The organism is Pseudomonas sp. E1BtOHC1, from assembly GCF_058744285.1.
Genome location: NZ_CP196023.1, coordinates 6,288,567 through 6,301,579, shown reverse-complemented (window position 1 = coordinate 6,301,579; position 13,013 = coordinate 6,288,567). Strand labels below are relative to the sequence as shown.

The 13,013-nt window shown below is 59.9% G+C and carries 10 protein-coding genes and 1 pseudogene; 7 read left to right on the top strand and 4 right to left on the bottom strand.

Annotated features, from left to right (window positions below):
- Window positions 1-37 precede the first annotated feature (37 nt).
- A complete protein-coding gene (gene sbcB, locus ACSSVC_RS28430) occupies window positions 38-1,465 on the top strand; it encodes an exodeoxyribonuclease I (RefSeq protein ID WP_346632456.1) in 1,428 nt (475 codons plus the stop codon).
- Between the two features lie 104 nt (window positions 1,466-1,569).
- Here the strand turns inward: sbcB and mvaT are convergent, their stop codons facing one another.
- Entirely contained in the window at window positions 1,570-1,944 is a 375-nt protein-coding gene (mvaT, locus tag ACSSVC_RS28425) for a histone-like nucleoid-structuring protein MvaT (RefSeq protein WP_102860539.1), read from the bottom strand.
- Window positions 1,945-2,290: 346 nt separating this feature from the next.
- On the opposite strand from mvaT, the gene purU reads away from it, so the two are divergent.
- Window positions 2,291-3,139: a formyltetrahydrofolate deformylase gene (gene purU / locus ACSSVC_RS28420; protein WP_346632455.1), complete on the top strand. Its 849-nt coding sequence runs from the start codon at window positions 2,291-2,293 to the stop codon at window positions 3,137-3,139.
- A 67-nt stretch (window positions 3,140-3,206) separates the two neighbouring features.
- Complete coding sequence (locus ACSSVC_RS28415; RefSeq protein ID WP_346632454.1) at window positions 3,207-3,377, top strand: hypothetical protein; 171 nt, start codon at window positions 3,207-3,209, stop codon at window positions 3,375-3,377.
- 79 nt (window positions 3,378-3,456) lie between these two features.
- Here the strand turns inward: ACSSVC_RS28415 and ACSSVC_RS28410 are convergent, their stop codons facing one another.
- Complete coding sequence (locus ACSSVC_RS28410; RefSeq protein WP_371826169.1) at window positions 3,457-4,221, bottom strand: methyl-accepting chemotaxis protein; 765 nt, start codon at window positions 4,219-4,221, stop codon at window positions 3,457-3,459.
- A gap of 93 nt (window positions 4,222-4,314) precedes the next feature.
- Window positions 4,315-5,346 (bottom strand): annotated as a pseudogene (locus tag ACSSVC_RS28405) (HAMP domain-containing protein); the annotation flags it as partial.
- A 194-nt stretch (window positions 5,347-5,540) separates the two neighbouring features.
- Here ACSSVC_RS28405 and ACSSVC_RS28400 point away from each other — a divergent pair.
- On the top strand, window positions 5,541-7,028 hold the full coding sequence (locus ACSSVC_RS28400; RefSeq protein WP_492611750.1) for a helicase HerA-like domain-containing protein: 1,488 nt from the start codon (window positions 5,541-5,543) through the stop codon (window positions 7,026-7,028).
- A gap of 15 nt (window positions 7,029-7,043) precedes the next feature.
- On the opposite strand, the gene ACSSVC_RS28395 is transcribed toward ACSSVC_RS28400, so the two are convergent.
- Complete coding sequence (locus ACSSVC_RS28395) at window positions 7,044-7,499, bottom strand: DUF721 domain-containing protein (protein ID WP_123726105.1); 456 nt, start codon at window positions 7,497-7,499, stop codon at window positions 7,044-7,046.
- A 322-nt stretch (window positions 7,500-7,821) separates the two neighbouring features.
- Between ACSSVC_RS28395 and secA the strand changes: the two genes are divergently transcribed.
- From secA to ACSSVC_RS28380, 3 genes are all read left to right on the top strand, one after another.
- On the top strand, window positions 7,822-10,563 hold the full coding sequence (gene secA / locus ACSSVC_RS28390) for a preprotein translocase subunit SecA (protein WP_346632451.1): 2,742 nt from the start codon (window positions 7,822-7,824) through the stop codon (window positions 10,561-10,563).
- A gap of 120 nt (window positions 10,564-10,683) precedes the next feature.
- Window positions 10,684-11,901 carry a bifunctional glutamate N-acetyltransferase/amino-acid acetyltransferase ArgJ gene (gene argJ / locus ACSSVC_RS28385; protein WP_346632450.1) on the top strand — a complete coding sequence of 406 codons (1,218 nt, stop codon included), beginning with the start codon at window positions 10,684-10,686 and terminating at the stop codon, window positions 11,899-11,901.
- A gap of 118 nt (window positions 11,902-12,019) precedes the next feature.
- Window positions 12,020-12,964 carry a Nudix family hydrolase gene (locus tag ACSSVC_RS28380; RefSeq protein WP_346632449.1) on the top strand — a complete coding sequence of 315 codons (945 nt, stop codon included), beginning with the start codon at window positions 12,020-12,022 and terminating at the stop codon, window positions 12,962-12,964.
- Window positions 12,965-13,013: the final 49 nt, after the last annotated feature.

Sequence of the window (13,013 nt, the reverse complement as noted above, 5' to 3'; positions counted from 1 at the left end):
CCTAGACTGCGGCGGTCTTTCAGTTCAGGAACAGGCCGTGACTTCCCTCTTTTGGTACGACTACGAAACCACCGGCATCAATCCTCGCAGCGATCGCCCGTTGCAAGTGGCCGGCATTCGCACCGATCTGGCGCTCAATGAGATCGACGAGCCGGTCAACCTCTACTGCCAGCCCAGCGACGATATCCTGCCGCACCCGGTGGCCTGCATGATCACCGGCATCACCCCGAGCCGTCTGGCGGCGCAGGGCTTGAGCGAGGCGGACTTCATGACCCGGGTGCACGGGCAACTGGCGCGTCCGGGTACTTGCGGTGTCGGCTACAACACCCTGCGTTTCGACGATGAGGTGACCCGCTACAGCTTGTACCGCAACTTCTTCGATCCCTATGCCCGGGAGTGGCAAGGCGGCAACAGCCGCTGGGACCTGATCGATGTGGTGCGCACGGCCTATGCTCTGCGTCCCGAGGGTATCGTCTGGCCGCAGGAGCAGGGGCAGGTGACTCTCAAGCTGGAGCGCCTGACCGCCGCCAATGGTATCGACCACGGCCAGGCCCACGATGCGCTGTCCGATGTCCGTGCCACCATTGCCCTGGCGCGCCTGATTCGCGACAAGCAACCCAAGCTCTATGACTGGCTGTTTCAACTGCGCAGCAAGCAGCGGGTGATGGATCAGATCCGCCTGCTGCAGCCTCTGGTGCATATTTCCGGGCGTTTCTCTGCGGCACGGCACTATATCGGGGTGGTGCTGCCCCTGGCCTGGCATCCACGCAACCGCAATGCGCTGATCGTCTGTGATCTGCATCTGGACCCGCAGGGGCTACTGGACCTGGATGCCGAAACCTTGCGTCAGCGTTTATATACGCGGCGCGAAGATCTTCTGGACGGTGAGCTGCCAGTGCCGTTGAAACTCATCCATATCAATCGCTGCCCGGTAGTGGCGCCATTGAGTGTCCTGCGCGCGGAGGATCAACAACGGCTGCACTTGGACATGGAGCAGTACCAGCGCCGTGGGTTGCTTTTGACTGAAGCCCAGGAAGTTTGGCGGGATAAACTTTCGGTGATTTACGGCCCTGATGAGTTCGCTGCCAGTGAGGACCCGGAGCAACAGTTGTACGACGGCTTTATTGGCGATCGCGATCGGCGTTTGTGTGAGCAAGTGCGTGAGGCCGATCCGTTGCATTTGGCTCAGCAACAGTGGCCATTTGATGATGAGCGCTTACCTGAATTGCTCTTTCGCTACCGTGCCCGCAACTTTCCGGAGACATTGGATAAAACCGAGCAAGAGCGTTGGCGCGGTTTCTGTCAGCAGCGTTTGCTTGACCCGAAACTCGGCGCGCCCAATACCCTGGAAAGTTTCGCTCAGGGACTTGAGCAATCGTTGTTAAGTGCTGATCCGAAGCAGCGTCAGGTGCTGGATGAGTGGCAGGAGCATGTTCGGGCCCTGGCTGGACGTCTGGCTCTTTGAGGGAGTGCCCCGGGCCTGGAACAGGTCGCCGGGGCATAAAAAAACGCCAGCGGACTGGCGTTTTTCAGTCAGGCTGCAAGAGCCCGGGCGCTCACTGGCAAGGCTTAGCCCAGCAGGGTTGCCCAGCCTTCAACCACATCGCCGCCCCACTTGGCTTTCCACTCTTTCAGAGTCTTGTGGTTGCCGCCTTTGGTTTCGATGACTTCACCATTGTGCGGGTTTTTGTACTGTTTAACTTTACGGGCACGCTTGGTGCCGGTGGTTTTTACTGCGGCACGTGGTGCTTTAACTTTCGAGTCCGGATCCAGCAGGGCGATGATGTCGCGCAGGGACTTGGAGTACTCGCCCATCAGGCTGCGCAGTTTGCCTTCGAATTCCAGTTCGGTTTTCAGTTTGTCGTCTTGGGACAGGTTCTTCAAACGTGCTTGCAGTTCTTTAATGGCTTCTTCTGTAGCACGGTATTCGTTGATCAGGGACATGTGGACTACCTTATTGAGCGCTGAGTGGCTGGGTGACAATGTCGCAATAATAGTCAGAGAGTATGTGCAAGTAAACATAATGCCGCTGTTTTATTTGTCTCTCTTAGTGTGTTTAGGCGTAAAAATCATTTCGGTATTTAATAGGTCGATGGGTTCGATTGCGCTATTCACAAATTAGTTATGCGCTATTGGCAAGTGTCGGTATCTGTCGTCGCAGTGGCAGTCGATAAGGCGTTTGAAGGTGCGTTTGCCAATCTAATCAAGGCCCGGGGCGCAATGGATACTGCAGTTTTTTCGCGTAGTGGCTAGAATGGCGACCTTTGCGAAGTTCTGGAGTTTCCCCCTCATGCGCACCTTTCGGTTGGTGATTTCTTGCCCTGACCGCGTTGGCATCGTTGCCAAAGTCAGTAACTTTCTGGCCTCCCATAACGGTTGGATCACCGAAGCGAGCCACCACTCGGACAACCTCAGTGGCTGGTTCTTCATGCGCCACGAGATTCGTGCCGATTCCCTGCCTTTTGGCCTGGAGGCTTTTCGCGAGGCATTTGCGCCGATCGCTGAAGAGTTCTCGATGGACTGGCGGATCACTGATACCGCCGAGAAGAAGCGTGTGGTGCTCATGGCCAGTCGTGAGTCCCATTGCCTGGCCGACTTGTTGCACCGCTGGCACAGCGATGAGCTGGACTGTGAGATCGTCTGTGTGATCTCCAACCACGATGACCTGCGCAGCATGGTCGAGTGGCATGGCATTCCTTATTACCACGTACCGGTCAATCCTCAGGACAAGGAGCCGGCATTCTCCGAGGTGTCGCGCCTGGTCAAGCAGCACGACGCCGAAGTGGTAGTGCTGGCGCGCTACATGCAAATCCTGCCGCCGGCGTTGTGCAGCGAATATGCGCACAAGGTGATCAACATCCACCACAGCTTCCTGCCGTCCTTCGTCGGTGCCAAGCCTTACCACCAGGCTTCTCTGCGTGGGGTGAAGCTGATTGGCGCCACCTGCCACTACGTCACCGAAGAGCTGGATGCCGGCCCGATCATCGAGCAGGACGTTGTACGAGTCAGTCACAGCGACAGCATCGAGGACATGGTGCGTTTTGGTCGTGATGTGGAGAAGATGGTCCTGGCCCGCGGCCTGCGCTACCACCTGGAAGACCGCGTGCTGGTGCACGGCAACAAGACCGTGGTGTTCTGATTGAAAAAAAACCAGGAGCGGGGGGCAATATCCCGGTCCTGGTTCTGTAAATCACGAGGTCAGCCCGATGACCGATCCACTGGATAAAGCCACTTCCCAGGCCCCTGCCACCCTCGGCGAGGGATGCTTGAGCCGCTACGACCCCGACGAACTTGATGCCGATGACGGCACCGAGTTTCCTGGGGCCGCCCAACTGTGGGAGCAGTTGCAGCAGGAGCCGCCACCGGAGCCGCAGTGAGTGGTTTGCCTGTCATGGTTGGCAATCGGCTCCTCCTCTAGGAGCCGGCTTGCCGACTAAAGGGCCCTGAGGCCCGCCATCAAATCCTGAAGCTGCCCACCAGATGCTTCAAGCGCGCTGCTTGCTGTTCCAGATCGGAGCAGGCCCGCAGTGTCGCTTGGAGGTTTTCCACGCCTTCCTGGTTCAGCGTATTGATTTCGGTGATGTCCATGTTGATGGACTCCACCACCGAGGTCTGTTCCTCAGTGGCAGTAGCCACCGACTGGTTCATGCCGTCGATTTCACCGATGCGCTGGGTCACGCTGTTCAGCCGTTCTCCAGCCTGGTTGGCGATCTCTACGCTGTCCTGGCTGTGACGCTGGCTATTGCTCATGGTGCTCACCGACTCGCGGGCGCCCACTTGCAGTTCCTCAATCATGGTCTGCACCTGCTGCGCCGACTCCTGGGTGCGGTGAGCCAGGTTGCGCACTTCGTCGGCAACCACGGCAAATCCGCGGCCGGCTTCACCCGCACGGGCGGCTTCAATGGCGGCGTTGAGTGCCAGCAGGTTGGTCTGTTGGGAGATGCTGGTGATGACTTCGAGAATCTGCCCGATGTTCACTGTCTTGCTGTTCAGGGTCTCGATGTTGCTGCTGGAGGCGCTGATCATGTCCGATAGCTGGTTCATCGCCTGGATGCTGCGATCCACCACCTGCTGGCCGTCTTCAGCCAGGTTGCGGGCGTCGCTGGCCTGCTGCGAGGCCTGGGCGGCATTACGGGCGATTTCCTGGGCTGCGGCGCCCAGTTGATTGATGGCCGCGGCGACACTGTTGGTGCGACTGGCCTGCTCATCGGAGTTGAGCATCGATGAGTTGGAGGCGCTGACCACCCGCAGAGCTACTTCGTTGACATGCTCGGTGGCGGAGGACACTTCGCGGATCGAACCGTGGATACGTTCGACAAAGCGGTTGAAGGCCGTACCGAGGATGCCGAACTCGTCCTGGTTGTGGATGTTCAGGCGGCGGGTCAGGTCGCCTTCGCCGTCGGCGATGTCTTGCATGGCACGGGTCATTACGTGCAGGGGCTGCATCAGCAAGCGTATCAGCAGGCCCAGCAGGGCGATGGTCAGGGCCACGGCGGTCAGGGTGGCGATCAGGGCCGAGGTGCGGAATTCGCTGAGCATGGCGAAAGCCTTGTCCTTGTCCACCGACAGGCCGATGTACCAGTTCACCGAAGACAGGCCCTTGATCGGGGTGAAGGTGACGATGCGGGTTTTGCCGTCGACGCTGATCTCACTGAGCTCGCTGCTGATGCGCGGGGTGTCCTGGGGATAGACGTCCTTGAGATTCTTCATCACCAGGTTCTTGTCCGGGTGCACCAGGATCTTGCCGTCGGCGCTGATCAGGAAGGCGTAGCCCATGCCGTCGAAGTCCAGGGCATTGATGCTGTCGGCAATCACCTGCAGGCTCAGGTCGCCGCCCACTACACCAATCCGCTGGCCGGCCTTGAGCACGCTGTCGACAATCGAGATCACCAGTTGGCCGGAGGCCAGGTCGATATAGGGTTCGGTCAGTGCCGAGCCGTTGGTGCTCTCGGCACTCTTGTACCAGGGGCGTGCGCGAGGGTCGTAGCCGTCGGGCATCTTGCTGTCCGGGCGGATGATGAAGGTGCCGTCCTTGTTGCCCAGGTAAGCCCCCATGAAGGTTGAGCTCACGGACTTCTGTTCCAGCAGGTTGCTGACATTGGTCGGGTCGGGGTTGAGAGCCACCGATTGCGAGATGTTCTCGATCAGCAAGGCGCGGCCGGCGAGCCAGGTCTGAATATTTTTTGCCGTAACGTCGCCCATTTCCTGAAGATAGTTGTCCAGATCATCACGAATGGCGTTGCGTTGCAGGTAATCGTTGTAGAGCGTGAATAGCGCAAATGCAGCTATGACGATCAGCGAGGCGGCAAGCAGGATCTTGTGGCTGAAGCGCAGATTTTTGTTCATGGCTTGGTGTGTCCGCTAAGGTCTTTGAGTCCAGGGCATCGGGTTGGAAAAGCGCGCAAAATGGGCGGTGTTATAAGTAAGCTGATATCTCCATCTATCCCAAAGGAATTACCTGACCTTTATTTCAGATACTTCTGATCCATCATTTCTTCATATCGACCGTGTAAGGCCAAAGATTAACCAGGGGTGACAAAATGCCTGACTCATCGCAACTCGTTATCGGTGCCGACCTTGGTGGTCAGCCGATCGCTCAGGCCATGCGCCTGGCCAACCGCCATGGTCTGGTGGCGGGTGCCACCGGTACTGGCAAGACCGTGACCTTGCAGCGCCTGGCTGAGGCCTTCAGTGACGCCGGGGTGGCGGTATTCGCCGCGGATATCAAGGGCGATCTGTGCGGGCTGGGGGCGGCGGGCAATCCACAGGGCAAGATCGCCGAACGGATCGCCGGCATGCCGTGGCTTGAACATAAGCCTCAGGCGTATCCGGTAACACTGTGGGATATCCATGGTCAGTCCGGCCATCCCTTGCGCACCACCTTGAGCGAAATGGGCCCGCTATTGCTGGGCAGCCTGCTTGAGCTCACCGACAGTCAGCAGTCGGCGCTGTATGCGGCGTTCAAGGTGGCGGACCGTGAAGGGCTGTTGTTGCTGGACTTGAAGGATCTCAAGGCGCTGCTCAATCACCTCAAGGACCACCCTCAACTGCTGGGAGATGATGCGGCGCTGATGACCACTGGGTCCAGTCAGGCGCTGTTGCGGCGTCTGGCGACCCTGGAGCAGCAAGGCGCGGAAGCTCTGTTCGGCGAGCCCGCGTTGCAACTGGAAGACATTCTGCAGCCAGCTGCCGATGGCCGTGGACGGATTCATCTGTTGGACGCGAGTCGTTTGGTGCACGAGGCGCCGAAAGTCTATGCGACCTTCCTTTTATGGCTGCTGGCTGAATTGTTCGAGCAATTGCCGGAACGTGGTGATGCGGACAAGCCTGTACTGGCCCTGTTTTTCGATGAAGCCCACTTGCTGTTCGCAGGCACTCCCAAGGCTCTGCAGGATCGATTGGAGCAGGTGGTACGGCTGATTCGCTCCAAGGGGGTGGGGGTGTATTTCGTCACCCAATCGCCAGGGGATCTGCCGGACGATGTGCTGGCTCAACTGGGGCTGCGTATTCAGCATGGCTTGCGGGCGTTCACCGCCAAGGAGCAGAAGTCGTTACGGGCTGTGGCCGATGGTTTCCGTCCAAACCCGGACTTTGACGCGCTGGCGGTGCTCACTGAGTTGGGCATTGGCGAGGCGTTGGTAGGGACCCTGCAAGACAAGGGGACGCCGGAGATGGTGCAGCGCGTGCTGGTGGCACCACCGCAATCGCGAATCGGACCGTTGACGGAGACCGAACGCAAGGCCCTGATCGCCAGTTCGCCGTTACAGGGCCGTTATGACAAGCCTATCGATCGCGAGTCTGCCTATGAGGTGCTGATGGGGCGCAAGGACCTGGCGCCTGAAGCGCAGGCGACGCCCGACGAGCCCGTCGCTGAAGAACCGAGCCTGGCTGATCGGGCGGGTGAGTTCCTCGGCACTGCCGCCGGGCAGGCATTGAAGTCGGCCATGCGTCAGGCGGCCAATCAGTTGGGTCGGCAATTGGTCAGGGGCCTGATGGGGTCGTTGCTGGGCGGCAGCAAGCGGCGCTGAAGCCTGGCGTCTGGATCAGCCCCGCGGTTTGGCGTGGCTGGCCAGGCGCTCCAGGGCGGCGCGCAGATTGGGATCGGTGATGCCTTCGGCTGTGGCCTGGATGGTTGCGGCGGCGTTGTTCGACAGATCCATGGTATGCCCCGCTGCGCCCTGTTGGACCGTGGGTGGCTGGACCTTGAACAGGATGCGCGTGAGGTTGCTGAACTCATTGAACTCCAGCAGTTGGCGCTGCAGGCGTTTTTGCTGATAGCGCAGACGCGTAGCCCAGTGGCCATCGGTCACGATCAGCAGCAAGCTGCCTTCTCGCCAGGAGGCGACGTGGCAATGTTCGCGAGCGGCCGGTTGCAATTGGCTCTCCAGCAGGCGCTGCAGATGCGCCAGGCGCTGGGCGTGGCCGAGTATGGCTTTGAGTGGCTTGGCTTCGCGAAGAAGAACGGCGGGCGCGCGTGCCGTAAGGGGGCGAAATGCCATGATCAGAAACCTGAAGTTACAGAGGCGCCATGGTAGCAGAAAGCACCCGGGGCACCGGGCTCATTGCTTTTTCGTACTTTGACTACTTTCTGGCGCTTTGCTGATCGTAATCATTAAGTTCTGTGGTCAATGGGCTTGAAGTTCGGCAAAAAGCCCTTATTTTAGGTGAGCCCCGTCACAGCGCTGTGCCAGCATCGTGGAATAACGCCACTTTCCTCACCATCGTTTCCGGGTAGAATGCTCGTTCGCATGCGGCCATGAGGGCTGCTCGGGCGACTCACGGGGCCGCCCTCCAACCCTATGTGTGGAAGATCCTGCCGATATGTTTGCGCCTTTGTTAAAGAAACTTTTTGGAAGCAAGAACGAGCGTGAAGTCAAACGCATGCTCAAGACGGTACAGATCGTCAATGCCTTCGAAGAGCAAATGGTGGCCCTTTCGGACGATCAATTGCGTGCCAAGACCGCCGAGTTCAAGGCCCGTATCGCCAAGGGTGAAACCCTCGACAAACTGCTTCCCGAAGCCTTCGCGGTCGCCCGTGAAGCCGGTAAGCGCATCATGGGTATGCGTCACTTCGACGTGCAGTTGATCGGTGGCATGACCTTGCATGAAGGCAAGATCGCCGAGATGCGCACCGGTGAGGGCAAGACCCTGGTAGCCACCCTGGGTGTGTACCTCAACGCATTGTCCGGCAAGGGCGTGCACGTTGTGACGGTGAATGACTATCTGGCGCGTCGTGACGCCAACTGGATGCGCCCGCTGTACGAATTCCTCGGCCTGAGCGTCGGCGTGGTTACGCCGTTCCAGCCGCCTGAAGAGAAACGTGCCGCCTACGCCGCCGACATCACTTACGGCACCAACAACGAATTCGGTTTTGACTACCTGCGCGACAACATGGCTTTCAGCATGGAAGACAAGTTCCAGCGCGAGCTCAATTTTGCCGTGATCGACGAAGTCGACTCGATCCTCATCGACGAAGCCCGTACTCCGTTGATCATTTCCGGTCAGGCTGAAGACAGTTCCCGCCTGTACACCGAAATCAACAAGCTGATCCCGCGCCTGGAGCAGCACATCGAGGAAGTGGAAGGCCAGGTCACCAAGGCCGGTCACTTCACTGTCGACGAGAAGACCCGTCAGGTCGAGCTCAACGAAGCCGGTCACCAGTTCATCGAAGAAATGCTGACCCAGGTCGGCCTGCTGGCGGAAGGCGAAAGCCTGTATTCGGCCCACAACCTGGGCCTGCTGACCCACGTTTATGCCGGCCTGCGTGCCCACAAGCTGTTCAATCGCAACGTCGAATACATCGTTCAGGATGGTCAAGTGGTCCTGGTGGATGAGCACACCGGCCGTACCATGCCGGGTCGTCGCCTGTCCGAGGGCCTGCACCAGGCCATCGAAGCCAAGGAAAACCTCAACATCCAGGCCGAGAGCCAGACCCTGGCCTCGACCACTTTCCAGAACTACTTCCGTCTGTACACCAAGCTGTCCGGCATGACCGGTACCGCCGACACCGAAGCCTTCGAGTTCCATCAGATCTACGGCCTGCAGGTGATGGTGATTCCGCCGAACAAGCCGCTGGCTCGTAAGGACTACAACGACCTGGTGTTCCTGACCGCGGATGAGAAATACGCCGCGATCATCAACGACATCAAGGAATGCATGACCCAGGGCCGTCCGGTGCTGGTGGGGACCGCGACCATCGAAACTTCCGAGCACATGTCCAACCTGCTCAACAAGGAAGGCATCGAGCACAAGGTCCTGAACGCCAAGTTCCACGAGAAGGAAGCGGAAATCATCGCCCAGGCCGGTCGCCCGGGAGCCTTGACCATCGCCACCAACATGGCCGGTCGTGGTACCGACATCCTGCTGGGCGGCAACTGGGAAGTGGAGGTCGCCTCCCTGGAGAACCCGACTCCGGAGCAGATCGCCCAGATCAAGGCCGACTGGCAGAAGCGTCACCAGCAAGTGCTGGAGTCCGGTGGCCTGCAGGTAATCGCTTCCGAGCGTCACGAATCGCGCCGTATCGACAACCAGCTGCGTGGTCGTGCCGGTCGTCAGGGTGATGCCGGTTCCAGCCGCTTCTACCTGTCCCTGGAAGACAGCCTGATGCGTATCTTTGCCTCTGACCGGGTGAAGAACTTCATGAAGGCATTGGGCATGCAGTCCGGCGAGGCGATCGAGCACCGCATGGTGACCAATGCCATCGAGAAGGCCCAGCGCAAGGTGGAAGGCCGCAACTTCGACATCCGCAAGCAATTGCTGGAGTTCGACGACGTCAACAACGAGCAGCGTAAAGTGATCTATCACATGCGCAACACCTTGTTGGCGGCGGACAACATTGGCGAAACCATCGCCGATTTCCGCCAGGACGTGCTCAATGCCACAGTCAGTGCGCATATTCCGCCGCAATCGCTGCCCGAGCAGTGGGACGTGGCCGGTCTGGAAGAGTCGATCCAGAGCGGTTTCGGTGTAAGCCTGCCGATCCAGCAATGGCTCGACGAAGACGATCACCTGTACGAAGAAACCCTGCGCGAGAAGCTGCTCAACGAGTTGATCGCTGCGTACAACGAGAAAGAAGACCAGGCCGGTGCCGAAGCGCTGCGTTCTTTCGAGAAGCAGATCGTACTGCGGGTACTGGATGACTTGTGGAAAGACCACCTGTCCACCATGGACCACCTGCGCCACGGTATTCACCTGCGCGGTTATGCGCAGAAGAACCCGAAGCAGGAGTACAAGCGCGAGTCCTTCACCCTGTTCTCCGAGTTGCTGGATTCCATCAAGCGCGATTCGATCCGGGTCCTGTCCCATGTGCAGGTCCGCCGTGAAGATCCGGCCGAAGAAGAGGCGCGTCTGCGTCAGGAAGCCGAGGCACTGGCCCAGCGTCTGCAGTTCGAACACGCCGAGGCTCCGGGTCTGGATCAGCCGGAAGCGCTGGAAGAGGGGGTTGATGTTGATGTCGCCCTGGCCACCGCGCCGGTGCGCAATGAGCAGAAACTGGGCCGCAACGAACTGTGCTACTGCGGTTCGGGCAAGAAGTACAAACACTGTCACGGCCAGATCAACTAAGATCCTCGCCAGACACTGAAACACCCGCGCCGTGACGGCATCCGCCGTCGCGGCGTTTTTCCATTTGCAACACCGTCTTTTGAGACGACGGTGCAGACACCTGATAAGAGGAGCGCATTCATGGCTGTTGGTCTTGGTCCTTTGCCTACGTTGCACCCGGTTGCCGGTTTCGAGCTCGGCATCGCTTCGGCCGGCATCAAGCGCCCCGGGCGCAAGGATGTGGTGGTCATGCGCTGTGCCGAAGGCTCCACCGTGGCTGGAGTGTTCACGCTCAACGCGTTCTGCGCGGCACCGGTGATCCTGGCCAAGCAGCGTGTGCAGGGGCCGGTGCGTTATCTGCTGACCAACACCGGTAATGCCAACGCTGGTACCGGCGAGCCGGGCCTGGCTGCTGCAACCCGTACCTGCGCCAAGCTGGCGGAGCTGACCGGCGTCGATGCCAGCGCTGTGCTGCCGTATTCCACCGGCGTGATTGGCGAGCCGCTGCCGGTAGAGAAAATTGAGGGTGCTCTGCAAGCCGCGCTGGATGACCTGTCCGTGGACAACTGGGCGGCCGCGGCCACCGGGATCATGACCACCGACACCCTGCCCAAAGGCGCCAGCCGTCAGTTCCAGCACGATGGCGTGACCATCACCGTGACCGGTATCAGCAAGGGGGCGGGGATGATCCGTCCGAACATGGCCACCATGCTCGGCTACATCGCCACCGATGCCAAAGTCTCCCGGGAAGTGCTGCAGAACCTGTTGCTGGACGGTGCCAACAAGTCTTTCAACCGCATCACCATCGACGGCGATACCTCGACCAACGATTGCTGCATGCTGATCGCCACTGGTCAGGCCAAGCTGCCGGAAATCACCCAGGCCGAGGGGCCGCTGTTCGCTGCCCTGAAACAGGCGGTGTTCGAGGTTTGCATGGAAGTGGCCCAGGCCATCGTCCGTGACGGCGAAGGTGCAACCAAGTTCGTCACCGTTGAAGTCAACGGCGGCGGCACTCATCAGGAATGCCTGGACGTGGGCTACACCGTAGCTCACTCGCCGCTGATCAAGACGGCCCTGTTCGCCTCCGATCCGAACTGGGGTCGCATCCTCGCCGCTGTGGGCCGTGCTGGCGTCACGGATCTGGATGTCAGCAAGATCGATGTATTCCTCGGCGAAGTCTGCATTGCCAGCCGCGGCGCGCGGGCTGCCAGTTACACCGAGGCCCAGGGCGCGGCAGTGATGCAGCAGGAAGAAATCACCATTCGCATCGAACTGGGTCGTGGTACGTGCAGCGAGACCATCTGGACCACGGACCTGTCTCACGAATACGTGAAGATCAACGCGGAATACCGCACTTAAAAACCTCTCCGGCAACGCCGCTCCACCCACTGTAGGAGCCGGCTTGCCGGCGAAGCGCACATATCAACGCCTGGCCTGTAAGGGCCAGGCCCAATGCCTGATCAGAGGAAACAGTGCGGTGAAACGAGTACATGTGGCTGCGGCCGTCATCCGGGATGCCACCGGCAAGATCCTGATTGCCCGGCGTGCCGATACTCAGCATCAAGGTGGCCTGTGGGAGTTTCCCGGAGGCAAGGTCGAGGCCGGTGAAGCGGTACAAGCCGCGCTGGCCCGTGAACTGCAGGAAGAGCTGGGCATCGTCGTACAGATGGCGCGCCCGCTGATCAAAGTGCAGCACGACTATCCGGACAAACAGGTGTTGCTGGATGTCTGGGAAGTCTCGGCGTTCAGTGGCCAAGCCCACGGCGCGGAAGGGCAGCCCCTGGCGTGGGTCAGCCCTCGTGAGTTGGCCGATTATGAGTTCCCCGCAGCCAATCAGCCGATTGTCGCTGCAGCGCGTTTACCCGCTCACTACCTGATTACCCCGGAAGGCCTGGAAACCCCGACCTTGCTGCGTGGCATGCAGAAGGCCATCGCCCAGGGCTGCAAGCTGATTCAGTTGCGGGCTCCTGGTGGCTACGATCCCCAGTACCGCGATCTGGCAGTGGACGCAGTGGGCCTGTGTGCGGGCAAGGCGCAGTTGATGCTCAAGGGGCCGTTCGAGTGGCTAGGGGATTTCCCTTCTGCCGGCTGGCACATTACTGCGGCGCAATTGCGCAAGTACGCCAGCGCCGGGCGGCCTTTTGGCAAGGATCGCTGGCTGGCCGCCTCCTGCCATAACGCCGAAGAGTTGTCCCTGGCGCAGCAGATGGATGTGGATTTCGTGACCTTGTCCCCGGTACAGCCGACCCAGACTCACCCCGATGCCCAACCCCTGGGCTGGGAGCAGGCGCAGCAGTTGATCAGCAGTTTCAACAGGCCCGTCTATCTGCTGGGGGGCGTGGGGCCTGCCGAATGTCAGCAAGCCTGGGAAGCCGGTGCTCAAGGTGTTGCCGGTATCCGCGCCTTCTGGCCGCAGGACTGAAGACATCCTCTGTGGCAGCGCTGGCTAGCAGCCGTCTATGCAGGAACTG